The following is a 22,413-nucleotide window of genomic DNA, read 5'->3' as shown; positions in this document are numbered from 1 at the left end:
TTGACTCCAGCGGGCACCAGTGTCATTGCGGGCCTATTCTAGACAGGTTAGGCGTTATCTCTTTCATGCTAAGACTCTTTGCGTATCTCATAGCCTCTGTTGTTTTCGCAGCCACGGCCTATGCGAATCCGGCCATGACTGGTTCAACCGGGCTTATCACTGTGCCTTCGGCCGAAACGCTCGATGCCGGCAATATCTGTATCGGAGCCTGGGGTATCAGCACAGCGAGAGATAGCGAAAACACAATGACTGTCCCAGTTGCACTTACCTTGGGCATAGGTACGTTCTGGGAACTTTACGGGTCTTATCCAAATCTTCTTTTCAACGGCGATGAAGAGAAAACAGGGCAGGGATATGCCGAAATAGGGTCGAAGATTCGCGTTATCGGCAAGCGGAGTTCTCCCTTCAAGGTGGCGGTTGATCTTTTTCTGCAGCGCCAGATATCCGAAGATGCGAATGCGGACGGAACAACCAGCGGCGGCGGAAGGATAATCGCTTCGTATTCCACGGACCGTTTTGGCGTTCATGGGTATTCCGGGTACCTTATGGCCGGTTCCCCTGAAGACAGAGACTTTGACGACGAGATACTTTACGGCTTCGGTCTGGAGTATTCGCCGGCGTTGCGAGTGAGAATAACCGGCGAAGTTACCGGGAACACCAGCCGCGACCCTTTGCTTGACGATTCCCTGGAGGGATTGTTAGGTTTCCAGTATTACCTTTCTCCACATTTAACCTTAAATCTGGCCGGCGGCCTGGGATTTGCCGATGGCAGCCCCGATTGGCGCGGGATTGTCGGTTTCACCGCGTGCCAGGGCGTGGGCAGCTATGTCAAGCCCGTGCCGCGCCTCGGCCATGGATTCGACCCCCTTGAAGAGCAAAAAAAGAAAGAGCCGGTAAAGATCCGTAAGATTATCCCCATTTCACCTTTCCTGATCAGTGCCGTTGCCCAGCAGGCACCGCTCAACAAGCTCGAGGTGACTGGCGAGGCCGACAAGGAAGAGATTATCATCAAACCTTACGGCCAAGTCACCATTCCGGCCCAACCTGCTGCTGCAAAGGTAATGTCTGCGCAACCCCATGAAGAGATTTCTCTTACCCAGGGAGGCGAAGAAGTGCGGCTCGCATCCCGGGTGTCCGATTCGCTGGAAAACTCGGCTCTTGAATACACTCTGGCTCGCATAGAAGGGATAACCCCCCTGTACAGTGTCGATGTGAAGGGACAGAATATACAGGTCGCCTCTGCCAACAACGAAGATATCCCCGAAAGCATGCGCGTCTATCGCAAGTTCCGGTTTCCGGACGTAACCTTCGATTTCGATCAATGGAGTCTTTCCGAAGAAGGAAAGAAGTCGATTTCCGAGGTGGCGGAGTTGATTCGCAAGGATACCAAATGGGTTTATCTGCGGGTTGACGGTTATACCGATAACGTCGGCTCAACTAGTTACAATATGGATCTCTCCCTTAAGCGTGCCATCTCGGTTGCCAGCCACCTCATAGCCAGAGAAGGTATTGACCCCGCCAAAATCTTCATAAAAGGTCTCGGAAAGTCGAAACCTTTGGCTGATAACGCCACTGCCGACGGCAGAAAACTGAACCGCCGCTGTGAGATCCTCTTTCTCATTCCAAAGGAAAGCTGATGAAAACGGCGCCCTTATCCCTTCTTTTTGCTGCATGGCTCATGGTTATACCGTCATTGGCTGTTGCGCAAAGTCCACCACTGGTGGAGGAGGAAATCGGCATAGTGCGCCTGAAGAACGGGGCCGCTTGCCTCGATAAACCGGTGCGGCGCGCCCTTGATGCACTCGTCCCCCGGATGTCGGCGCTTCAACCCGGGCGCATCGTGAAAATCGAGGCTGGTGCTGCCTGGGGGAGCGGGCGTGAAGAGCGGATCAGGAACTCTTTTTTGCTGGCCCTCGAAGCCCATCGGTATCTCCGGGCAAGGCTCCGCTCCGGGCAAAACCTCTTCATTGCCGTCGCATCCGGACTGGAACCGGGGGAGAATGCCTTTATCCGTGTCGTGACATTCCCCGATTCATTTGCCGCAGTTCATGTTTCTCAAAAGGGAGAACGGCAGTAATAACCGGATAATCGTGGGAGAAGGAGCCGAGAGTGCTTTTCATCTCCTGACGGCATTGGCTCCTGACAGCGCATCGGGGACGTGTTACACTGTTCCCAAGTCCTGTGCGAGGCTTCATGCCAAGCGAAATCCGGACCGATTTCCTTCAGGGGGTGTATGCAATGAGAACTCTGGCGCTGTTTTCTTTCTGTGCCGTGCTTTTTATCTCGGGATGTTCGCTTAAAGTCGTACCGCAACAGGTTTCCCAGGGAGTTATCGACCCCGCAGACAATTCACAGACCGTCACAAGGGACGGAATTGCCGTCAAGGTGGCAAACTCCGACAGGGAGATGTATTCCTACAATCTGGACGGGACGGTGACCGCTTTCGATGTCACCATTCACAACCAGACCAGGCAGGAGATCTCTTTCGGTACGGATTCATTCGTCCTTCTTGACGACCAGAACCGCCAGTATCTGCCCCTCACCCCCGAACGGGTGAAGGAGATAGTTTCCCGCGACTCCTACTATCTGATTCCCTATCCCTATGTGGGGTTCTACTATCTGGAAGATTACGAGAGGACCTCATCCTACACCGACACCGGCAGCCAGCTTCCTTACTACTATGAGGTTTATCCCCAGGATATCTATACCCGCGCCCTGAATGCCTCAGCTATCATTCCCGGAGCCAAAGCCGAAGGACTCGTCTATTTCCGGATTGACCTTGCGTCGACAAAGGAAATGAAACTGCTGGTCTTTCGCAAGGGAACACCCAAGTCTGCTGCGCCGGATTTCACCTTTCCCTTCCTGATTTCGAAATAGCCTGCAAGGACACGGACGTCCATGACCATCCTCTACGTCCTTGAGGCCCTCGGGGGGCTAGGCCTCTTCATTCTCGGCATGAAAACCATGACCGACGGGCTCCAGAAGCTCGCCGGCGACAAGTTTCGCCGGGCACTGGAGAGGGTGGCCGGCAATCGGCTGGCTGCCGCCCTGCTCGGCAGTTCACTTTCATCGCTTCTTCAGTCTTCGAGCGCCGCCTGCATAATTACCATCGGCTTTGTCAATGCCGGTCTGATCTCACTCTACCAGGCACTGGGCATCCTGCTCGGCACCGGCATAGGCACGACGCTGGCGGTCCAGTTCATTGCCTTCAAGATTACCTCTTTTGCGCTTCCCGCCATTTTTGCCGGTGTGCTGCTCAGGTTCTTCGTACGCCGCCGGCGCTGGGTGAATGCCGGCGAGTTGCTGCTCGGGGCGGGTCTTCTCTTTCTCGGCCTCCGGGTGATGGAGGCGAACCTCCAGCCCCTTCAACAGAACGCCATCGTTCTCGGCCATGATACTTTCCTGATTTCAAAGCATTTCACTTCCGTTCTCTTCGGGGCGCTTCTCACTCTTCTCGTACAGTCGGGCAGTACCGCCATCGGCATCGTCATGGCTCTGGCCGGCAGCGGCCTTATTTCATTCGAGACCGGTGCCGCCATGGTCATCGGCGAACTTGTCGGCACTTCGGTGATCACTGCTTTTGCATCCATCGGCGGCACAATAGAGGCAAAGCGCGCGGTCTTTTTCTATTTTGTCATCAATATTTTTGCCGTTACGGTGGTGATGATTTTCTTCCCCTCGTTCATTGAACTGGTTCGCACGATATCTCCTGCGGTCCTGGATTCCTCAACGGCGGTCTCTAGGGTTCTAGCCAATACCCACACGGTATTCAGCATACTCAGTGCCTGCATATTTCTGCCGCTCATCGGTTTTTTCGCCCGTTCCGCATCCCACATAATTCCCGGCAGCGAACGGACTGTGAGTGTTGAAGCCCGGACGATATTCATCGACAACCGGGTCATTAACACTCCCCCCATAGCGCTCCTTCAAGCCCGCAATGAACTCAGGCGCATGGCCGACATAACACGGAGCATGTATTGCGAGATGGCGGCCCAGTTCGTTCGTTATGATGCTAAAAAGTCAGTTGCCATCGAACAAAAAGAAAATGCAGTGGACATCATCCAGAGGGATTTGAGTGATTTTCTCGTGAATTTATCCCGGAATCCGTTGCCCCCCGAAGAAACGATGGATATCCCGGTCATGCTCCAGCTCATCAGTGAGCTTGAGCATGTGGCGGATCAGTCTGAGGCGATCCTCGACTACCTTCGGAAGAAGAAGGAGGAGAAACTCGTATTTTCCACCATTGCCATGACCGAGATCCGGCATCTCTCCCGCAAGGTGGAAGAGTTGGTCGTGCTGGCGGCCGAATCTGTGGAATCACCTGTCCCTGAGGCCTTGGAAAAAGGAAGAGGGGTGAGGGACGAGGTGGTGCAGATGAGGGAAGCTATGTTGAACGGTCACATCAAGCGGCTATCCAACGGAAAATGCACTGTTCGGGCAGGAATCATCTTTGCGGATATGATTGCCGCGTTCGCAAAAATATCAGATTCTTGTCTCACTATAATCGAAACCAGGAGGGAGTTTGCCTGATGCAGGAATCGTACGCGTCCATTGATCTCGGTACCAATACCGCCCGTCTTCTCATCGGCCGGGTGAATGGAGGTTCCATTGCCCCAGTTCTTGTAAAACGTCATATAACCAGGCTTGGCGGTGGGTTTACCCGTGAATCGGGGATTTCTCCCGAAGCATGGCAGCGTTCCGTTGCTGCGTTGACAGACTTTGCCGAAGAGATGGGAAAAGCGGGCGTGACCCGGCTGAGGGCCGTGGCGACGAGTGCGGTCCGCGATGGGATCAATGGTCCGGCATTCTGCAGCGCAGTTCTGGAGCGGACAGGAATCCGGCTTGAGGTAATTGACGGCAAGGAGGAGGGGTTGTTGACTCTTGCAGGAGTTCTTTCCGCCCTTGACCGTAAAGAAGGTGACTTTTTCGTCTTCGATGTGGGGGGAGGGAGTACAGAGTACACTCTGGCGGAATCAAGTAATCCGCTGTACACGGAGAGCCTTCCTCTGGGAGTGGTCCGGCTTACGGAGGGAAAGCCCGATGTGGCGGCCATGAAGGAGAAAATTGCGCGGGAATTGTGCGGACTTGGCGAGCGCATTGCGGGTCGGGGACTCTGGGGCCGGCTTGACGGCGCAACGCTCGTCGCTACTGCCGGCACGGCAACGACTCTTGCGGCCATCAGTCTCGGCATGACCGATTATGACTACCGCCGCGTTAATAACTACGTCCTGACGAGGGATGAGATCACCCGGATATTCCGGATGCTTCTTCCGCTTCCTTCCGCTGATCGCCTCAAAGTACCGGGGCTCGAGAAGGGTAGAGAGGACCTGATAATCGCCGGCATGCTCATTGTACTCGATACCATGGAGACTTTCGGCTTTGAGCGGATGACGGTGAGTGATTTCGGGTTGCTTGAAGGGGTGTTGCTCGACCTCGCCAAACGACCCGCCTGATAGGGCTGTATCTCCTAAAAACCCGTTCTACAAAGGGGTTGACTTACAATCAGCTTATTCTGTATAGTCCTAGGACCGTTAAGGGGGGCTTACCCCTTATTTTATTTTTCAGGGACTATGCACATGAAGGAAATTCTCTCCGGCAACGAAGCCATTGCCCGCGGCGCCTTCGAGGCGGGGGTAAAGGTTGCAAGCGCTTACCCCGGCACCCCATCCACCGAAATCCTCGAAACAATAGTCAACTATAGAGAAATCGATGCCTCCTGGGCACCCAACGAGAAGGTTGCCGTTGAGGTTGCAATAGGTGCCTCTTTCGGAGGCGCGCGCTCCATCGCCTGCATGAAGCACGTTGGGGTAAACGTTGCTGCCGATCCTCTCTTCACCCTTTCCTATACCGGCGTCGGCGGAGGCTTCCTTCTGGTTGTCGCCGACGACCCCGAGATGCACTCTTCCCAGAACGAGCAGGACAGCCGCAACTATGCGAAGTTCGCCAAGATGCCCATGCTGGAGCCGGCCGATTCCCAGGAGTGCAAGGATTTCACGCGCTTCGCTTTCGAGCTCTCCGAACAGTTTGACACGCCGGTGATGCTGCGAAGCTGTACCCGCATTTCCCACGGCAAATCCGTTGTTGCGCTGGGCGATCCCGTCACCGGTCTTCCGGCTCCCAAGCTTGTCAAGAATCCATCCAAACTGGTAATGCTTCCCGGCAACGCCAAGGTCCGTCACCCTCTGGTGGAAGAGCGTATCGTAAAGCTTGCCGAGTACGGCGCCACGGCGGCCATCAACCGGGTGGAAATGCGCGATGCCGAAATCGGTGTCATAACGGCCGGCGTTTCCTATCAGTATGTGCGGGAAGTGCTTCCCAACGCTTCGGTCCTAAAGCTTGGGATGGTTTATCCTCTCCCCATGACGCTCATAAGAGAGTTTGCCGCGAAAGTGAAAACCCTCTATGTGATCGAGGAGCTTGACCCCTTTATCGAAGAGCAGGTGAAAGCCGCCGGCATCACCGTAATCGGCAAGGATATCATCTCCCGTTGCGGCGAACTCACCCCCGGAAGGCTCCGCAAGGCCTTCGGGCTCCCCGATGCGGCTCAGACCGCAGTCGAAAAGCTTCCGGGCCGTCCGCCCAACATGTGCCCCGGCTGTCCTCACCGGGGGGTCTTTTACAGCCTTAACCAGCTCAAGGCCTACGTAACCGGCGATATCGGCTGCTACACCCTCGGCTTCATGCCCCCGCTTAACGCCATGGATACCTGCATCTGCATGGGTGCCAGCATAAGCAATGCAAGCGGAATCGTCCGGGCACTCGATCCCGAGGAGCAGAAAAAGGTTGTGGCCGTCATTGGCGACTCCACTTTCCTGCACACTGGCATCAACAGCCTCATGGAGATGGCCTACAACCAGGCTCCCGCGACGGTAGTGATTCTTGACAACCGCATAACCGCCATGACCGGACGCCAGGACAACCCCGCCTCCGGATGGACCTTGTCGGACAGCCAAACGAACGCGGTCGACCTAGTCCAGCTTTGCAAAGCCATCGGCATCAAGCACGTGCGGGTTGCCGACCCCCTGAACCTTGAGCAGACCCTGGAGGCCCTGCGGGAAGAGATGAATCGTCCCGAGCCGTCGGTAATCATCACCAATCGCCCCTGTGTTCTCGTAAAGCGTGAAGGCGTTTTCCAGAAGGGACTCGTCCTCTCGGTGGATCAGGATCATTGTACCGGCTGCAAGGCGTGCCTGAAGATAGGTTGTCCCGCCATTGAGTGGCAGCCCTCTTCCGACGGGAAGAAGGGAAAGGCTTTCATTGATCCGATGCTCTGCAACGGCTGCGATGTCTGCCGCCAACTCTGCAAATTCAACGCGATCGGGAGTGCAAAATGAGCGATACCGTTACTAATATCCTCCTTGTAGGCGTTGGCGGGCAGGGAATCCTTCTCGCTTCGGAAATCCTTTCCGAGGCCTTCATGCAGGCCGGTTTCGATGTGAAAAAGAGCGAAATTCACGGCATGTCCCAGCGGGGCGGCAGTGTCGTCTCCCACGTCCGTTATGGTAAAGAGGTACATTCTCCCATTGTTCCCGAAGGTGAGGGGGATATTCTCTTCGGCTTCGAGATTATGGAAACCTATCGTTCGCTTCCGCTTCTGAAGAACGGCGCGTCAGTGGTGGCTAACGACCTGTGCATTCAGCCTCCGTCGGTGCTCTTGGGACAGGAGACCTATCCCACGGATCTTCCTGAAAAAATTGCCGCTCTTTTCCCCAAGTTCCTGCTTGTTGATGGCCAAGGGCTGGCCGCTGAGGCGGGAAATGTCCGAGCTGCAAACACGGTTCTGCTCGGCGCCGTTTCAAAACGTCTCGACATTGCCGATGAGTGCTGGATCAAAGCTCTGGAGAAGATGGTGCCACGCAAGGCCCTTGAGGTGAATCTCAAGGCATTCCAACTGGGCCGGAGCCTCTAATCAGGGGAGGAGTTCACGATGAGCTACCACAACGAAGAGTTCGAGACACTGCCGCGGCAAGCCTTGGAAGCCCTTCAGCTCAAACGGCTTCAGGCCACCGTGGCGCGGGTTTACGCCTCGGTTCCCTTCTATCGCCAAAGCCTGGATCGTGCCGGCGTTACCCCTGATAGCATCAAATCCCTTGCCGATCTGCAACGGCTTCCCTTCACCTACAAGCAGGATATGCGGGACAGCTACCCCTACGGGCTTTTTGCTGCCCCAATGGATGAAATCGTTCGCATTCATGCCTCTTCCGGCACCACCGGCAAACCGACCGTTGTCGGATATACCCGCAAGGATATCGATATCTGGTCCGTGCTTATGGCGCGTTCCTTTGCCGCGGCCGGCGTCAACCGGGGGGATATCATCCATAACTCCTACGGTTACGGTCTCTTCACCGGCGGCCTCGGTGCCCACTATGGCGCCGAGAAACTGGGCGCATCGGTCATCCCCATGTCCGGGGGCAATACCAAAAAGCAGATCATGATCATGAAGGACTTCGGTTCCACGGTCCTCACCTGTACCCCGTCCTATTCACTTTTCATGGCTGAGGCGGCGCGGGAAGAAGGGGTTGACTTCCAGGGGCTGAAACTCCGCATTGGCATTTTCGGCGCCGAACCGTGGTCTGAGGCGATGCGCGGTGAGATTGAGGGCAAGCTTAACCTGAGCGCCATAGATATCTACGGCCTTTCGGAAATCATGGGACCGGGCGTTGCCATCGAGTGCAGCGAGGCCAAGAAGGGGCTTCACATCTGGGAAGACCACTTCATTCCCGAGATTATCAATCCGGTTACGGGCGAGGTTCTTGCGGAGGGCGAACAGGGCGAACTGGTAATTACTACAATTACCAAGGAGGGGATTCCTCTAATCCGTTACCGTACCCGCGACATAACCAGCCTCACTTATGAGACTTGTGTCTGCGGCAGAAGCCATGCCCGGCTTGCGCGCATGACGGGCAGAAGTGACGACATGCTCATTATCCGCGGCGTCAACGTATTCCCGTCGCAGATAGAGTCGATCCTCATGGGCATCGAGGGAATTGAGCCCCATTATCTTCTCATCGTTGACCGAAAAGATAATCTTGATTCGCTTGAGGTGCAGGTTGAGGTGGGCGAAGGACTTTTCTCCGACGAAGTGAAGGTGCTTCAATCCCTGTCATACCGGATAGAGAAGGAAATCAAGGATATCCTCGGCATCTCCTGCAAAGTCCGGCTCGTGGAGTCCCAGACCATAGCCAGGAGCGAGGGAAAAGCTAAACGGGTTATCGACAATCGCAGCAATAGTTGAAGTCGTAAGGCGCATACAAGCCTAGCCGGAATAAATGCAGGCCTTGCCCTGCCAGGAGGGTGAAATGAACGTTGAGCAGATTTCGATTTTCATTGAGAATAAATCAGGCCGTCTAGCAGAGATCACGAAGGTCCTCGGTGATACGGGTGTCAACATCCGTGCCCTGTCCCTGGCTGACACCTCTGACTTCGGCATATTGCGCCTCATCGTCAACGACAGGGAGACGGCAAAGAAGGTTTTGAAGGAGAAGGGTTTCACTGTCAACAAGACTGAGGTGGTGGCTGTGGAGGTTCCGGACCATCCCGGCGGTCTTTCCAGAATATTGCAGGTTCTTGATCGTCAGCAGATTAACGTGGAATACATGTACGCCTTCGTGGAGCGCTGCGGTGAGAATGCCGTCATCATCTTCCGCTTCGACGAAACCGCCAAGGCGGTCACAATCCTTGCTGAAAACGGCATTAATGTGCTTGAGGGTGAACGGCTTTACGCCATGTGAGAGTTGTGACTGGTGAGCCTGCCGGGGTCCCGATGAATTATCCCGCGCGCCAGGATGCGGGATATCGAAAAGGAGAGGTAGAATGAAGAGACTTATAGCGTTTGTAACCAGTATTGTCACACTGCTTGTTGCCGCTGCCGCCTTTGCTGCCGAACCGCTTCGAATCGGCGCCCTTTTTTCCGTGACCGGACCCGCCTCTTTTCTGGGAGAGCCCGAGAAGAATACTCTCGAAATGCTGGTCAAGCAGGCCAATGCCAGGGGCGGCGTGGGCGGGCGCAAGCTTGAGCTGGTGGTTTACGACACCCAGGGTGATGTTACAAAATCGGTCCAGCTCGCCAACAAGCTTATCAAGAACGACAGGGTGAGCGTTATTGTCGGCCCCAGCACCACGGGGGAAAGCATGGCGGTAATCCCCCTGGCCGAAAAGGAAAAAATTCCGCTTATCTCCTGCGCCGCAGGGATCAAGATTACCGAGCCGGTGAAAAAATGGGTTTTCAAGACCCCGGCCAATGACCATGTGGCCGTGGAGAAAATCCTGATTCAGGCTGCCCGGTCAAAACAGAAGAACATCGCCATCATTACAGTTTCAGACGGCTTCGGCTCTTCCGGGCGGGAGCAGCTCAAGGCCATGGCGGGGAAAAAGGGCTTCAGAATAGTTGCCGATGAGGTTTATGGCCCCAAGGATACCGACATGACCGCCCAGTTGACGAAGATCAAGTCGAGCAGGCCCGATGCGATTATCTGCTGGGGAACAAACCCCGGTCCGGCCATTATTGCCCGCAACGTAAAGCAGCTCGGCATCAAGACCCCCCTTTACATGAGCCACGGAGTTGCATCCAAAAAATTCATTCAGCTGGCCGGAGCTGATGCTGCCGAGGGGATTATCCTGCCTGCCGGCAAGCTGACAGTATTTGATAAGCTGACTAAAAACGACCCGCAGGCGAAACTCCTTCGCGACTATGACCAGGCATATCGGAAAGGATTCGGCGTTGAGGCATCAACCTTCGGTGGTTACGCATATGATGCATTCCTGCTCATCTCCAATGCGCTGAAGAAGGGGGGGGCTCCTGCGCAGCTCAGAGACGGCCTTGAGCAGTCACGGAGAGTAGTGAGCATTTCCGGTATTTTCAATATGTCTCCTGCCGACCACAATGGTCTCGATCTTTCAGCCTTTGAAATGATACGGGTCACCAAAGGGGACTGGGAATTGGTGAAATAATTTACAGGGAGGATGTCCATGTTTAAAACGTTTTCTGGTTTATTGACGTTTATTGTGTCGCTGGCAATTCTTGCAGGAAGCGCCCTTGCGGCTCCTCCCATAAAGATCGGCGGATTGTTTTCAGTGACTGGACCTGCGTCTTTCCTTGGTGAGCCTGAACGCAACACCGCCCAGATGGTCGTGAACGAGATCAATGCGGCAGGTGGTGTCAGGGGCCGTCAACTCCAGCTGATTGCATACGACACCCAGGGCGATGCCACCAAGGCGGTACAGGCCGCCAACCGGCTTATTAAGGAAGACAAGGTTTCCGCCATCATCGGTCCCAGCACTACCGGTGATACTATGGCTGTTATCCCCGTTGCGGAACGGGCTAGAATCCCGCTGATTTCCTGCGCCGCAGGGAGCAAAATCACCCAGCCTGTCAAGCGGTGGGTTTTCAAGACGGCCCAGAACGATGGCTTGGCAGTGGCAAAAATCTATGAAAATCTGAAAAGAAAAAGAATATCGAAGGTTGCGATTCTTACCGTCTCCGACGGTTTCGGTTCGTCCGGGCGTGAGCAGTTGAAGGCTCAGGCAGCGGCCTATGGCATGAAAATCGTATCCGATAACACCTATGGCCCGAAGGATACCGATATGACTGCCCAGTTGACCAAGATCAAAGGGAGCGGCGCCCAGGCCGTCATCTGTTGGGGCACCAATCCCGGGCCGGCCGTCATTGCTCGCAATTTCAGTCAGTTGGGGCTTAGGCTTCCGCTCTACATGAGTCACGGCGTGTCATCCAAGAAGTTCATTGCGCTTGCCGGCGACTCGGCGGAAGGAATTATTCTCCCATCGGGACGCGTGATTGTAGCCGATCTTCTCCCCAATTCGGATCGCCAGAAAAAATCTCTTCTTGCCTTCGTGAGTGACTATCAGAAGCACTACCGGGCCGAGGGAGACCATTTCGGCGGCCATGCCTGGGATGCGATCATGCTTCTGAAGTCTGCTATTGAGAGAGGCGGCGATAACCCTGCCGCCATAAGGGACCAGTTGGAGCGGATACGGGGATTTGCCGGCATCGGCGGTGTTTTCAGCTACTCACCATCCGATCATGCCGGGCTCACCAAAGATGCTTTCGTCCTAGTGGAAGTCAGAAAGAAAGATTTCGTTCTCGTAAAGTAACAGCACCAACAATAAATCAGCTGATAACGGGGCGCAGGCTTTTAGGGCTGCGCTTCCGTATTGTGAGCCAGAAATATATATCTATGCAAATTGGCAATCAGATAGCTCAATACCTTCTTTCCGGCCTCTCGACCGGTGCAATCTACTCTCTTATCGGATTAGGGTTCGCAATCATTCACAATGCCACTGGAATCATAAACTTCGCCCAGGGTGAATTTGTGATGCTTGGGGGGATGTTTACGGTATTTTTCCTCACCGTTCTCAACCTGCCCTTTCTTGTTTCGATAATCTTGTCCATTGCTGCATCGACGCTTGCGGGAGTCGTCTTTGAACGGTTCGCCATCAGGCCAATGAAGAACGCCTCGCCCATCAGTCTCGTCATCATCACCATCGGCGGGAGCATTCTTATCCGTGGAATCGCCATGCTTGTCTGGGGCAAGGACACGCACGCGCTCCAGACCTTTTCCGGCGACAATCCTATCCAGGTGGGCGGGGCGACGATCCTGCCACAGCATCTCTGGATATTCGCCGTAACTACAGTGGTTATCATTTGCAGCAAAATCTATTTCAACTACACCATCAGCGGCAAGGCCATGCGTGCCTGTGCTTACAATGCCCGTGCCGCCGGGCTTGTGGGGATCGATGTCAGGCGCATGGTGCTTTTCTCTTTTGCCATCAGCTCTGCAATGGGGTCCATGGCCGGCATTATCATTGCCCCGCTCACCATGACTTCCTACGATGTCGGCATAATGCTGGGCCTGAAGGGGTTTTGCGCCGCCATCATCGGGGGGATGAGCAGCGGTCTCGGCACCGTCTTCGGCGGAGTGTTCCTGGGCGTGCTCGAATCCCTGGGGGCAGGTATTTTCTCCTCCGGCTACAAGGACGCCATCGCTTTCATCATTTTACTGGTCATTCTTTTCATTCGTCCCAAGGGACTCTTTTCGAAGGGCGATACCGAGCGGGTTTAACAAGCACGGACTGTAATTATGATTAAATTGAAATCTTTCCTGAAGCATTCAATGGTGAAGTTCATTCTGTTCGCCGTGCTGATTCTGTTCCTTCCCATGGCGTTCAAGGAAGGGTATCTCCTCAATGTTTTCGTCTTTGTCGGTATCCACACACTTCTTGCCGTTGCCTTGAACCTGCTCCTTGGTTACGCGGGGCAGATATCCCTGGGGCACGCGGCCTTTTTTGGCCTCGGCGCCTATGCTTCGGGAATCCTTACGGCAACCTACGGCATGAATTCCTGGCTTGCCATGGCGGTAGTGGCGGCTTGCGTGGGTTTGCTGGCCTTCCTCATCGGGTTTCCGATTTTGAAGCTTAAGGGGCACTATCTGGCTATGGCCACCCTTGGCTTTGGAATCATCGTGTTCATCGTGTTCAACGAAGCGGTTGAACTGACTGGGGGCCCTTCCGGTTTTCCCGGTATTCCGAACCTGTCTGTCGGTGAATTTTACTTTGACAGCGATTTTAAAAACTACTACCTGATCTGGGGGATAACCCTCCTGACGATTCTACTCTCCGTGAATCTGGTTAATTCCCGCATCGGCAGGGGACTGAGGGCAATTCACGATTCCGAGGTGGCTGCGCGGGTCATGGGTATCAACGTGCGGTTTCTCAAGGTGCAGATTTTCGCCCTCTCGGCGCTCATTTCTTCCATTGCCGGAAGTCTTTACGCCCATACCATGACCTTTGTGTCGCCCACTTCTTTCGGATTCAATTTCTCAGTTGAGCTGTTGACCATGGTGATCATCGGCGGGCTTGGGAGCATCTACGGTTCTTTCCTCGGTGCAGCGCTCCTGACGTTGCTGCCTGAGATGCTTCGCACGTTCCAGGATTACGACATCATCGTCTACGGCTGTCTGCTTATCTTTATGACCATGTTCATGCCCGGCGGCCTAGTCCGCGGGATTCCCGCTATCTTCGGACGGATATTCATGCGGGCTGGATCGGGGAACAAAGCCGATGCTTGAGGTTCAGGGAATTACGCAACGATTCGGCGGGGTCACTGCCCTGGAGGATGTTTCCTTCCGGGTTTCAGAGGGGGCCATAACCGGTATCATCGGACCCAACGGCGCCGGGAAAACGACTCTTTTCAATATTGTTACCGGTATTTACATACCGACAAGCGGCATGGTGCATCTTCAGGGGAAGAACGTGACACGGTTCGCGCCGGAGCGCCTCGCCTCCCTCGGCATGGTCCGGACCTTCCAGAATATCGAACTCTTCAGCAAGATGACCGTGCTGGAGAATGTTATGGTGGGCCTCCATACCAAGGGTAAAAGTGGCATAATCGCGTCATCTCTGAGGCTTCCATGGCAGATGGCGGAAGAGCGGAGGCTGCGTGAGCGGGCTTTGCACTGGCTGGAGTTCACGGGGATATCCGATCTGGCCGATACCGAGGCGGGGAACCTTCCGTTTGGCAAGGGGCGCCTCCTGGAGACAGCCCGGGCCATGGCGCTGGAGCCGAAGGTAATCCTCATGGATGAGCCGGCCGCGGGTCTCAACAGCCGTGAGACCCTGGACCTGGCGCGACTCATTCATAAAATACGGGAGTCCGGTGTAACCGTCGCCCTGGTGGAGCATGACATGGAGCTCGTAATGGACATCTGCGACTCCATCGTAGTCCTCAACCTGGGACGCAAGCTCGCCGAAGGGACTCCGCGTGAAATTCAGGAGAATCCGGAAGTGATCTCAGCCTATCTCGGGGAAGGGTAGGGCATGCTGACCATCAAGAACATCAACACCTACTACGGCAAGGTCCACGCCCTAAAGAACATCTCCATCCACCTGAAAAAGGGGGAGATCGTCACCCTTATTGGCGCCAACGGCGCAGGGAAGACCACCATACTCAACTCCATATCCGCCGTCACGCCGCCGGCCACGGGCCAGATCCTTTTCGATGACCGGGATCTTGCGGGCCTCGGGCCGGACCGGATCGTCAAGCTCGGCATCTGCCAGGTACCTGAAGGGAGACAGGTATTCAAGCCTCTTTCCGTGGAGGACAACCTGGAACTGGGGGCCTATCTCCGCTATCAGGGGAGGGAAGGGCGCGGCAACATCCGCAAGGATCTGGACGATATGTATGCCCTTTTCCCCCGTCTCCACGAGCGCCGCAAACAGGCTGCCGGCACCCTCTCGGGCGGCGAGCAGCAGATGCTCGCCATGGGAAGGGCGCTTATGGCGCGCCCCAAGCTCCTCTTGCTTGATGAGCCTTCCATGGGGCTTGCTCCCCTGGTGGTGCAGGAGATATTCCGGGTTATCACGCAACTTCGGAACGAGCGCGGGACCACCGTTCTGCTGGTTGAGCAGAATGCCAAGGCGGCCTTGAAGATGGCTGACCGGGGATATGTGCTTGAGACAGGTAAAGTAGTACTTGAGGGAATAGCTTCCGACCTTCTGGAAAACAATGATGTTCAGAGGGCCTACCTCGGAAAAGATAAAAAGGAAATCTGGGAAAGATAGGCGAGGACAACCGTATGAAGATATGGGATCCAACTTACGAATGCATGGCGCGGGAGGACCTCAGGCAGCTTCAGCTTGAGCGCTTGCAGGCAACCATCAATCGCGTCTATAAAAATGTTACCTGTTACCGGAACAAGTTCAATGAGCTCGGCATTGTCCCCGAGGACATCCAGTCCCTTGATGACCTCCAAAAGCTTCCGTTTACCACGAAGGAAGACCTGCGTCTGAACTATCCCTATGGAATGTTTGCCGTTCCTCTCCGGGAAGTCGTTCGGATTCACTCATCCTCCGGCACGACCGGCAAGCCGACGGTTGTCGGCTACACCAGGAACGACATCAAGGTCTGGTCGAACCTTGTGGCGCGATTCATAACCTCGGCCGGAGTCACCAGCGACGACGTTGTGCAGATCGCTTTCACCTACGGCCTCTTCACGGGAGCTTTCGGGCTGCATTACGGTGCTGAAACCGTAGGGGCATCGGTCATCCCAATGGGGGCAGGCAATACTGAAAAGCAGATCATGTTGATGCAGGATTACAAATCCACGGTGCTGGTTTCCACCCCGAGCTACGCCATCACCATCGCCGACCGGATGGAGAAGATGGGGATCGATCCCAAGACGCTCTCGCTCAGAATAGGACTCTTCGGTTCCGAGCCATGGTCCGAGGCGATGCGCAGAGAGATTGAGAGCAGACTTTTCATTAATGCCACCGACAACTACGGCCTCTCGGAAGTCATCGGGGCCGGCGTGGCCGGCGAATGTGAATGCAAGTGCGGAATGCACCTCTTCGAAGATGCCTTCATCCCCGAGATTATCGATCCCGAATCCGGAGAGGTGCTCCCGCCCGGGAGCGTCGGCGAGCTTGTGCTGACGACCCTCACCAAAGAGGCCTTCCCCATGATCCGCTACCGGACGCGCGACATCACGAGCCTCGATTACTCTCCCTGTGCCTGCGGCAGAACATCAGTTCGCATGAAGAAGACCATGGGGCGCAGCGACGACATGCTGATCATCAAAGGGGTGAATGTTTTTCCCTCGCAGATCGAGGACGTACTCTTTGCCATCGAGGGGTGCGAGCCCCACTACCAGATCATCGTTGACCGCAAAGGGGCCTTGGATACCCTTGAGATCCAGATCGAGGTTACCGAGAACATCTTCTTCGATGAAATGAAGCGGCAGCGGGCGTTCCTGGAGATGATAGAAAAACGGATTGATTCGGTACTCGGCGTCGGAGCTACCGTGAAACTCGTGGAGCCCAACAGCATCACTCGCCATGAAGGAAAGGCGAAGCGGGTTATCGATAATCGCCGATTCTGATTAATTCCAGCCCGAGGGGACTCCCCCGGTCAGTTTGACGAGGTGGCCCGTGTCAACACGCATTAGAATCCTTTCGGAGAATCTCACCAACAAGATTGCCGCCGGCGAGGTGGTGGAGCGCCCCGCGTCGGTGGTGAAGGAACTGGTTGAGAACTCCCTCGATGCCGGTTGCCGCGATATCCTGGTTGAGATAGAGGCAGGGGGGCGGCGGCTCATCCGGGTGACCGATGACGGCGGCGGAATGTCCAGGGAGGATGCGCTTCTGTCCATGGAGCGCCATGCCACCAGCAAGATCGCTTCAGATGATGATCTCTTTGCGCTCAGCACCCTTGGCTTCAGGGGGGAGGCCCTCCCTTCCATTGCTTCGGTTTCCAGGTTCACCCTTGCCTCCCGCAGGCAGGGATCAATTGAAGGGACCGAAATCTATGCCGAGGGAGGGCGGATAAAGGAAGTAAAGGCGTGCGGCATGGCCGAAGGGACGGCCATTACCGTGCGTAACCTCTTTTTCAACACTCCCGCCCGGCTCAAATTCATGAAGAGCGCCGAAACCGAGGCTGGCCATGTGGGGGATCTTCTAACCCGCCTTGCTTTTTCCCGCCCCGATGTCCGATTTACCTACATAAACGACGGCAAAACCGTCTTCCGCGTTTTGAACGGTACCCTTGAAGAGCGGGTGGCTGCATTGCTGGGGCGTTCCATAGCAGGTGCCCTGTATCCCCTGGATGCGTCCGTGGAGGGAGTGACTGTCAGGGGACTCGTGGCACGGCCCGACGTGAGCCGCTCCGCTGCCGGTCATCTGTACACCTTCATCAATGGCCGTTTCATCCGCGATCGGGTGGTGCAGCACGCAATACTTCAGGCTTATCGCAATTTCCTGGAGCGTGGGCGTTATCCGATAGTGGTTATCTTTATCGAAGTTCCGGCTGGGGAGGTGGACGTGAACGTCCATCCTACCAAGCACGAGGTACGTTTTCGGCAGCAGGGTGTTGTTCACGATGTTATCCAGGGAGTGATTGAGGAAGCGCTTCGCCCGACCCCCTGGCTGCGCCAGTCCCCGTTGTCACAGAATTTTTCGCAAGTGCCGCAGCGGCGGGAGCCAGCCGCCGGCGCCGAGCGCGTTGCCGAGGTGAGGGAGCTTCTTGTGAACTACCGGCCCGCCACGGCGCCGAGCCGGTCTTATTTTCAGCCGCCACCGGCATCTTCAACCCCTTCGCCCCAACCTGTTACGGAAACGGCGGCAGCAACGGCACCCGGCGGATATTTCTCGCGGCTGGCTATCATCGGCCAGTTTCAGGCTTCCTACATCCTTTGCCAGGATGGAAGCGATCTGATTATCATCGATCAGCATGCGGCCCACGAGCGGGTTGCGTTTGAGCGCCTAAAATCGCAGTTCGCGGCCGGAGGTGTCGAGGGGCAGGGCCTTCTTTTCCCAGATACCCTTGAACTTTCGCACCGTGAAGCTGCCGAACTGCGGGAGCACCTTGAAGAACTGGGCCGTATGGGGTTCGATCTCGACGAGTTCGGCGGCACCACCTGGGTCGTCAAGGGAGTGCCGCGGCTTCTGGCCGATAAGGATTACATCCGGATGCTGAGAGATACCCTGGAGGAATTCCAGGCGGTTGGAGCGAATCGTACCGTTGCCGATGCTGTGGAAGATATCCTGGCCCGCATTGCCTGCCATAGCGTGGTACGGGGCGAGCACCCGCTCACAAACGGGCAGATCGAGGCACTCTTTGCCCAGATGGATGCCACCGACTTTTCTTCGAACTGTCCCCATGGCCGCCCCGTTCTTCAGCGTCTGACCCTGGCGGAAGTTGAGCGGATGTTCAAGCGGTGAGATTGTTATGAAAGACGGTGGAATACGACTTGTCATCGTTCAGGGGCCAACGGCCTCGGGGAAGTCGGCGCTGGCAATGCAGCTTGCCGAGCGTCTGGACGGTGAGATTGTAAACGCCGATTCCATGCAGGTTTATCGCGGCATGGACATCGGTACTGCAAAGCCCACGCCCCAAGAGCGTGCGCGAGTTCCGCACCATCTATACGATCTGGTAACTCCCGACGTTAATTTCACAGCTGCCGACTTCCGCGACCACGCTTCCAGGGTGATAGAAGAAATTCACCGGAGGAAGAAGCGCATAATCCTTGTGGGGGGGACTGGCCTTTATATCCGGATACTTACCCGAGGACTTGCGGATTCGCCCGGAGGTAACCAGGATATCCGCGAAGATCTGGAAGCCCGGGCCGACAGGGAAGGTCTCGCTGCACTTCACCGGCGCCTTGCTGATGTTGATCCTGTTTCCGCAGCCCGGCTTCACCCCAATGACCGGGTAAGAGTTGTGCGGGCGCTGGAGGTTTTCTTCATGACGGGTCGCCCTCTCTCTGCATTTCAGGATGAGCACCGTTTTGCCGATGAGCTCTACCGCTGCCTCAAGATCGGTATTAATATGGAGCGGGAGCTTCTTTACCGTCGGGTCGAGGAACGGGTGGACAAAATGATGGCTGAAGGGCTCGTCGCTGAAGTTGCGGGACTGTTGGCTGCCGGTTATACCGCTGATCTCAAGGCTATGAGTTCAATCGGCTACAAGGAGATATGCGCGCATCTCGCGGGAGAATACTCCCTAGATGAGGCGGTCCGGCTCATCAAGCGCAGCACGCGTCAATATGCCAAGCGGCAGATGACATGGTGTAGACGGGATTCTGAAATTATCTGGGTTGAATATCCCGTGAAGTTTGATAGTATCTTAAACACTGTCATGGAATTTTATCATTAAAGGAGCGGCATATGGCGAAGGCACCGTTCAATATCCAGGATCAATACCTCAACCAGTCACGTAAAGAGCGGATAAAGGTAGCCGTCCGGCTCATGTCGGGCGAAAAGCTTGAAGGGTATATCAAGTCATTCGACAACTTCTCGGTACTCATGGAAATTCAAGGAGATATGCTGATTTACAAGCATTCGATTTCAACTATAACTTCCGTTGATGGTAATTTTAAACTTCACCAGTAGCTCTCTACCTGCGGGATTAAATCGGCCCTTTCCCCGAACGGGGGAGGGCCGGTTGTGTCTTTTCGGCGCTGTTCTGTGACCACTTACCTGAAAGAAAATTACCCATTCATAGTTGCCGTAGTTTTGGTTTTTGCCGGGGTTGCCCTTGCCTGGTCCCTGAGCTCTATTTTTTTGCCGATTCTACTGGCGTTGATTCTTGCTTATGTGCTGAATCCTGCCGTGTCCTGGCTTGAAGGCAAGAGAGTGCCCAGGGTTGTGGCCATTGTCTTTGTCATGGCCGCCATTGTGCTCGGATGCGTAGCTGCGGTTGCCTTTTTCGCCGGCTCCGTCCAAAACGAGTTTGCTGCGGTGCAGATCAATCTTCCGGAATATGCGAACCGCCTTTACGGCCTTATTCCTGAAAAGGTTAAGGTTTATCTCGAGATAGAAACCCCCGAAAAGCTCTCCAGTCGGTTCGAACTTATCGTGAATGAGTTGCGTGGAATCTCCTTCGATATAGTTCGTGAGGCTTATGCGTTTTTAAAAACAGCTTTCACTTCGACCTTGGGGGTTATCCTGACGGTTGTTGGTTATTTCATTACCCCGGTTTATCTCTACTATTTTCTTGCTGATTTTCCGCGGTTCAGGGAAGGTTTCCTGAAACTTGTGCCTGAACGTTCACGTGATTGGGCCATCGGGCTCGGCAGGGAAATTGATGGGGTCCTCTCGGCCTTCGTGCGCGGCCAGTTGTCTGTCTGTGCCATCTTGGCCGTTCTCTACAGCATCGGCCTTTCTCTCATCGGCATTGATCTGGCGATTGTGATCGGGAGCCTCTCGGGCATCCTTTTCATCATACCCTATGTGGGAACCGTCTTTGGCATCGTAGTTTCAATGATTATGGCGTTTCTCAAGTTTCACGATCTGCTCCATCCGCTTCTGTGCCTCGGCTGGTTCGTCATAGTTCAGGCCATTGAGGGGGCGGTTATCACTCCTGCAATAGTCGGAAACCGGGTTGGGCTCCATCCTGTCGTGGCCATTATTGCCCTGTTCGTCGGGGGGCAGTGGTTCGGCATATTCGGCATGCTCCTGGCGGTCCCGGTAGCTGCCGTGCTTAAGGTATTTCTTCGCCATCTCGCAGAATGGTATCTCACTACGACATATTACCGGGGAGCATAATGGAAGGGCTGCTTGTCGATTACATACAGCCGGGAAGCATTGCCGAAGAGCTTGAAATCGAGGCGGGCGACAGGCTGGTGGCCATAAATGGCCAACGGCTGCGCGACATTATAGATTTTACTTTTTATGCTGATGACGAGGAGCTCGTCCTGGAGATCCTAAAGCCTTCCGGGGAACGTTGGGAGGCTGAGATTGAGCGTGACGGTGATGAACCCCTGGGGCTTGTTTTTGCCCCACCTCATCCAACGCAGTGCGGTAATAAGTGTGTCTTCTGCTTTGTCCATCAACTACCCAGGGGATTGCGCCCACCTCTCTACGTAAAGGATGAGGACTACCGGCTTTCGTTTCTCTATGGAAATTACGTTACTCTCTCCAACATTGGCCGCGATGAACTGGACCGTATAATCGCCCAGCGGCTTTCGCCACTCTACATTTCAGTGCATGCGACAAATCCTGTGTTGCGGGAAAAACTCCTGGGCCGTTCGGAGATTCTCCCGATACTTGACATTATGCGGGAACTTGCTGCAGCTCGCATTGTCATGCACACGCAGGTCGTACTCTGTCCAGGGCTCAATGACGAAGAGGAGCTTGCAAGGACAGTGCAAGACCTTGCGGATCTTCATCCTTCAGTTCAGTCACTTGCCGTGGTACCAGTCGGATTGACAAAACACCGTAAAGGACTGCCGGTGCTGGAACCGGTCTCGGCGGACTATGCCGGGGCCTTTATTCGCCAATGGCAGCCAGAGGCTGATCGCTTTGCCCGGGAACTGGGTGCTCCGTTTCTTTTCCTGGCAGACGAGTTTTACATCAAATCCGGGATTCCATTCCCGCCTCTCGAATCCTACGGTGATCTTCCACAGATCGAGAACGGAATCGGCATGATCCCGCTTTTCCTGGACGAGGCTGCCCATGTGCTCAAAAGAGCTCGGAAGGGGAAGCCCGTGACCATAACCGTGGTGACCGGCGAATCGCCCTATAGTTATCTGACGGAGTTCCTTGACGGCCTTTCCGTCCGGACAGGGGCTGCATTCAGAGCCGTCGCGGTCAGGAACCGTCTTTTCGGCGCGTCGGTAACGGTTACCGGGCTTGTTTGCGGCGGGGATATCGTTGAAGAATTGAAGGGCGTGGAGCTGGGGGATGCGGTATTGGTTCCCGATGTGATGCTCAAGGAAGGCGAGGGGGTATTTCTCGACAATATGTCCGTGGAGCAACTGCGGGAGGCTCTCGGCGTGCCGGTTGTGGTCGTGGAGTCGACTCCTTCGGGGATTGCTGGCGCCCTGAGACAGGTGCGTTCCATGTAGATGCGGCGAATACCGATGCTGAAAACAGAAACGGCGGAGATCCACAGGGACTCCGCCG

21 protein-coding genes are annotated in these 22,413 nt (G+C 55.2%); all 21 read left to right on the top strand.

Features of this window, described 5'->3' with window-relative positions; all coding sequences use genetic code 11:
• Nucleotides 1–65: 65 nt before the first annotated feature.
• The 21 genes from JZM60_RS13995 to JZM60_RS13895 all read left to right on the top strand — a co-directional run bounded on the left by JZM60_RS13995 (nucleotide 66) and on the right by JZM60_RS13895 (nucleotide 22,355).
• Entirely contained in the window at nucleotides 66–1,637 is a 1,572-nt protein-coding gene (locus JZM60_RS13995) for an OmpA family protein (protein ID WP_207163039.1), read from the top strand.
• Nucleotides 1,637–2,077: a hypothetical protein gene (locus tag JZM60_RS13990; RefSeq protein ID WP_207163038.1), complete on the top strand. Its 441-nt coding sequence runs from the start codon at nucleotides 1,637–1,639 to the stop codon at nucleotides 2,075–2,077. Before JZM60_RS13995 ends, JZM60_RS13990 begins: the two co-directional genes overlap by 1 nt.
• 116 nt (nucleotides 2,078–2,193) lie before the next feature.
• Nucleotides 2,194–2,877: a hypothetical protein gene (locus JZM60_RS13985; protein WP_241426268.1), complete on the top strand. Its 684-nt coding sequence runs from the start codon at nucleotides 2,194–2,196 to the stop codon at nucleotides 2,875–2,877.
• A gap of 21 nt (nucleotides 2,878–2,898) precedes the next feature.
• Nucleotides 2,899–4,530: a Na/Pi cotransporter family protein gene (locus JZM60_RS13980; RefSeq protein ID WP_207163037.1), complete on the top strand. Its 1,632-nt coding sequence runs from the start codon at nucleotides 2,899–2,901 to the stop codon at nucleotides 4,528–4,530.
• Nucleotides 4,530–5,453 (top strand): Ppx/GppA phosphatase family protein, encoded by a 924-nt coding sequence (locus JZM60_RS13975; RefSeq protein ID WP_207163036.1) that lies wholly within the window; start codon nucleotides 4,530–4,532, stop codon nucleotides 5,451–5,453. The genes JZM60_RS13980 and JZM60_RS13975 overlap by 1 nt, the downstream gene beginning before the upstream one ends.
• A gap of 123 nt (nucleotides 5,454–5,576) precedes the next feature.
• Nucleotides 5,577–7,334, top strand: coding sequence for an indolepyruvate ferredoxin oxidoreductase subunit alpha (gene iorA / locus JZM60_RS13970; protein WP_207163035.1), 1,758 nt, complete (start codon nucleotides 5,577–5,579; stop codon nucleotides 7,332–7,334).
• Nucleotides 7,331–7,909 (top strand): indolepyruvate oxidoreductase subunit beta, encoded by a 579-nt coding sequence (locus JZM60_RS13965; RefSeq protein WP_207163034.1) that lies wholly within the window; start codon nucleotides 7,331–7,333, stop codon nucleotides 7,907–7,909. The genes iorA and JZM60_RS13965 overlap by 4 nt, the downstream gene beginning before the upstream one ends.
• 18 nt (nucleotides 7,910–7,927) lie before the next feature.
• The gene (locus JZM60_RS13960) at nucleotides 7,928–9,235 is read left to right on the top strand and encodes a phenylacetate--CoA ligase family protein (RefSeq protein WP_207163033.1); all 1,308 of its coding nucleotides are present in this window, start codon (nucleotides 7,928–7,930) and stop codon (nucleotides 9,233–9,235) included.
• A gap of 64 nt (nucleotides 9,236–9,299) precedes the next feature.
• Entirely contained in the window at nucleotides 9,300–9,731 is a 432-nt protein-coding gene (locus tag JZM60_RS13955; protein WP_207163032.1) for an ACT domain-containing protein, read from the top strand.
• Between the two features lie 82 nt (nucleotides 9,732–9,813).
• Nucleotides 9,814–10,950 (top strand): ABC transporter substrate-binding protein, encoded by a 1,137-nt coding sequence (locus tag JZM60_RS13950; RefSeq protein WP_207163031.1) that lies wholly within the window; start codon nucleotides 9,814–9,816, stop codon nucleotides 10,948–10,950.
• Nucleotides 10,951–10,968: 18 nt separating this feature from the next.
• Nucleotides 10,969–12,111: an ABC transporter substrate-binding protein gene (locus tag JZM60_RS13945; protein ID WP_207163030.1), complete on the top strand. Its 1,143-nt coding sequence runs from the start codon at nucleotides 10,969–10,971 to the stop codon at nucleotides 12,109–12,111.
• Between the two features lie 83 nt (nucleotides 12,112–12,194).
• Nucleotides 12,195–13,079 carry a branched-chain amino acid ABC transporter permease gene (locus JZM60_RS13940; RefSeq protein ID WP_207163029.1) on the top strand — a complete coding sequence of 295 codons (885 nt, stop codon included), beginning with the start codon at nucleotides 12,195–12,197 and terminating at the stop codon, nucleotides 13,077–13,079.
• An 18-nt stretch (nucleotides 13,080–13,097) separates the two neighbouring features.
• Nucleotides 13,098–14,084: a branched-chain amino acid ABC transporter permease gene (locus tag JZM60_RS13935; RefSeq protein ID WP_207163028.1), complete on the top strand. Its 987-nt coding sequence runs from the start codon at nucleotides 13,098–13,100 to the stop codon at nucleotides 14,082–14,084.
• Nucleotides 14,077–14,829: an ABC transporter ATP-binding protein gene (locus JZM60_RS13930; protein WP_207163027.1), complete on the top strand. Its 753-nt coding sequence runs from the start codon at nucleotides 14,077–14,079 to the stop codon at nucleotides 14,827–14,829. Before JZM60_RS13935 ends, JZM60_RS13930 begins: the two co-directional genes overlap by 8 nt.
• 3 nt (nucleotides 14,830–14,832) lie before the next feature.
• A complete protein-coding gene (locus JZM60_RS13925) occupies nucleotides 14,833–15,576 on the top strand; it encodes an ABC transporter ATP-binding protein (RefSeq protein WP_207163026.1) in 744 nt (247 codons plus the stop codon).
• A 14-nt stretch (nucleotides 15,577–15,590) separates the two neighbouring features.
• Nucleotides 15,591–16,892: a phenylacetate--CoA ligase family protein gene (locus tag JZM60_RS13920; protein ID WP_207163025.1), complete on the top strand. Its 1,302-nt coding sequence runs from the start codon at nucleotides 15,591–15,593 to the stop codon at nucleotides 16,890–16,892.
• A gap of 49 nt (nucleotides 16,893–16,941) precedes the next feature.
• The gene (gene mutL, locus JZM60_RS13915) at nucleotides 16,942–18,729 is read left to right on the top strand and encodes a DNA mismatch repair endonuclease MutL (protein ID WP_207163024.1); all 1,788 of its coding nucleotides are present in this window, start codon (nucleotides 16,942–16,944) and stop codon (nucleotides 18,727–18,729) included.
• 7 nt (nucleotides 18,730–18,736) lie between these two features.
• Nucleotides 18,737–19,663 (top strand): tRNA (adenosine(37)-N6)-dimethylallyltransferase MiaA, encoded by a 927-nt coding sequence (gene miaA / locus JZM60_RS13910; RefSeq protein ID WP_207163023.1) that lies wholly within the window; start codon nucleotides 18,737–18,739, stop codon nucleotides 19,661–19,663.
• An 11-nt stretch (nucleotides 19,664–19,674) separates the two neighbouring features.
• Nucleotides 19,675–19,899: an RNA chaperone Hfq gene (gene hfq, locus JZM60_RS13905; RefSeq protein ID WP_207163022.1), complete on the top strand. Its 225-nt coding sequence runs from the start codon at nucleotides 19,675–19,677 to the stop codon at nucleotides 19,897–19,899.
• A gap of 54 nt (nucleotides 19,900–19,953) precedes the next feature.
• Nucleotides 19,954–21,054 carry an AI-2E family transporter gene (locus tag JZM60_RS13900; RefSeq protein WP_207163021.1) on the top strand — a complete coding sequence of 367 codons (1,101 nt, stop codon included), beginning with the start codon at nucleotides 19,954–19,956 and terminating at the stop codon, nucleotides 21,052–21,054.
• The gene (locus tag JZM60_RS13895; RefSeq protein ID WP_207163020.1) at nucleotides 21,054–22,355 is read left to right on the top strand and encodes a DUF512 domain-containing protein; all 1,302 of its coding nucleotides are present in this window, start codon (nucleotides 21,054–21,056) and stop codon (nucleotides 22,353–22,355) included. Before JZM60_RS13900 ends, JZM60_RS13895 begins: the two co-directional genes overlap by 1 nt.
• The last annotated feature ends 58 nt before the right edge of the window (nucleotides 22,356–22,413 follow it).

It is taken from the genome of Geobacter benzoatilyticus (assembly GCF_017338855.1).
Lineage (GTDB): Bacteria > Desulfobacterota > Desulfuromonadia > Geobacterales > Geobacteraceae > Geobacter > Geobacter benzoatilyticus.
Note: the sequence above shows the minus strand (reverse complement) of the source record. Positions and strands in the feature narration are given on the sequence as shown.

What these genes read in the sequence shown, in the direction of transcription:
- JZM60_RS13995 (WP_207163039.1), top strand. Translation starts at nt 66, where the DNA reads ATGCTAAGACTCTTTGCGTATCTCATAGCCTCTGTTGTTTTCGCAGCC.
- JZM60_RS13990 (WP_207163038.1), top strand. Translation starts at nt 1,637, where the DNA reads ATGAAAACGGCGCCCTTATCCCTTCTTTTTGCTGCATGGCTCATGGTT.
- JZM60_RS13985 (WP_241426268.1), top strand. Translation starts at nt 2,194, where the DNA reads ATGCCAAGCGAAATCCGGACCGATTTCCTTCAGGGGGTGTATGCAATG.
- JZM60_RS13980 (WP_207163037.1), top strand. Translation starts at nt 2,899, where the DNA reads ATGACCATCCTCTACGTCCTTGAGGCCCTCGGGGGGCTAGGCCTCTTC.
- JZM60_RS13975 (WP_207163036.1), top strand. Translation starts at nt 4,530, where the DNA reads ATGCAGGAATCGTACGCGTCCATTGATCTCGGTACCAATACCGCCCGT.
- iorA (WP_207163035.1), top strand. Translation starts at nt 5,577, where the DNA reads ATGAAGGAAATTCTCTCCGGCAACGAAGCCATTGCCCGCGGCGCCTTC.
- JZM60_RS13965 (WP_207163034.1), top strand. Translation starts at nt 7,331, where the DNA reads ATGAGCGATACCGTTACTAATATCCTCCTTGTAGGCGTTGGCGGGCAG.
- JZM60_RS13960 (WP_207163033.1), top strand. Translation starts at nt 7,928, where the DNA reads ATGAGCTACCACAACGAAGAGTTCGAGACACTGCCGCGGCAAGCCTTG.
- JZM60_RS13955 (WP_207163032.1), top strand. Translation starts at nt 9,300, where the DNA reads ATGAACGTTGAGCAGATTTCGATTTTCATTGAGAATAAATCAGGCCGT.
- JZM60_RS13950 (WP_207163031.1), top strand. Translation starts at nt 9,814, where the DNA reads ATGAAGAGACTTATAGCGTTTGTAACCAGTATTGTCACACTGCTTGTT.
- JZM60_RS13945 (WP_207163030.1), top strand. Translation starts at nt 10,969, where the DNA reads ATGTTTAAAACGTTTTCTGGTTTATTGACGTTTATTGTGTCGCTGGCA.
- JZM60_RS13940 (WP_207163029.1), top strand. Translation starts at nt 12,195, where the DNA reads ATGCAAATTGGCAATCAGATAGCTCAATACCTTCTTTCCGGCCTCTCG.
- JZM60_RS13935 (WP_207163028.1), top strand. Translation starts at nt 13,098, where the DNA reads ATGATTAAATTGAAATCTTTCCTGAAGCATTCAATGGTGAAGTTCATT.
- JZM60_RS13930 (WP_207163027.1), top strand. Translation starts at nt 14,077, where the DNA reads ATGCTTGAGGTTCAGGGAATTACGCAACGATTCGGCGGGGTCACTGCC.
- JZM60_RS13925 (WP_207163026.1), top strand. Translation starts at nt 14,833, where the DNA reads ATGCTGACCATCAAGAACATCAACACCTACTACGGCAAGGTCCACGCC.
- JZM60_RS13920 (WP_207163025.1), top strand. Translation starts at nt 15,591, where the DNA reads ATGAAGATATGGGATCCAACTTACGAATGCATGGCGCGGGAGGACCTC.
- miaA (WP_207163023.1), top strand. Translation starts at nt 18,737, where the DNA reads ATGAAAGACGGTGGAATACGACTTGTCATCGTTCAGGGGCCAACGGCC.
- hfq (WP_207163022.1), top strand. Translation starts at nt 19,675, where the DNA reads ATGGCGAAGGCACCGTTCAATATCCAGGATCAATACCTCAACCAGTCA.
- JZM60_RS13895 (WP_207163020.1), top strand. Translation starts at nt 21,054, where the DNA reads ATGGAAGGGCTGCTTGTCGATTACATACAGCCGGGAAGCATTGCCGAA.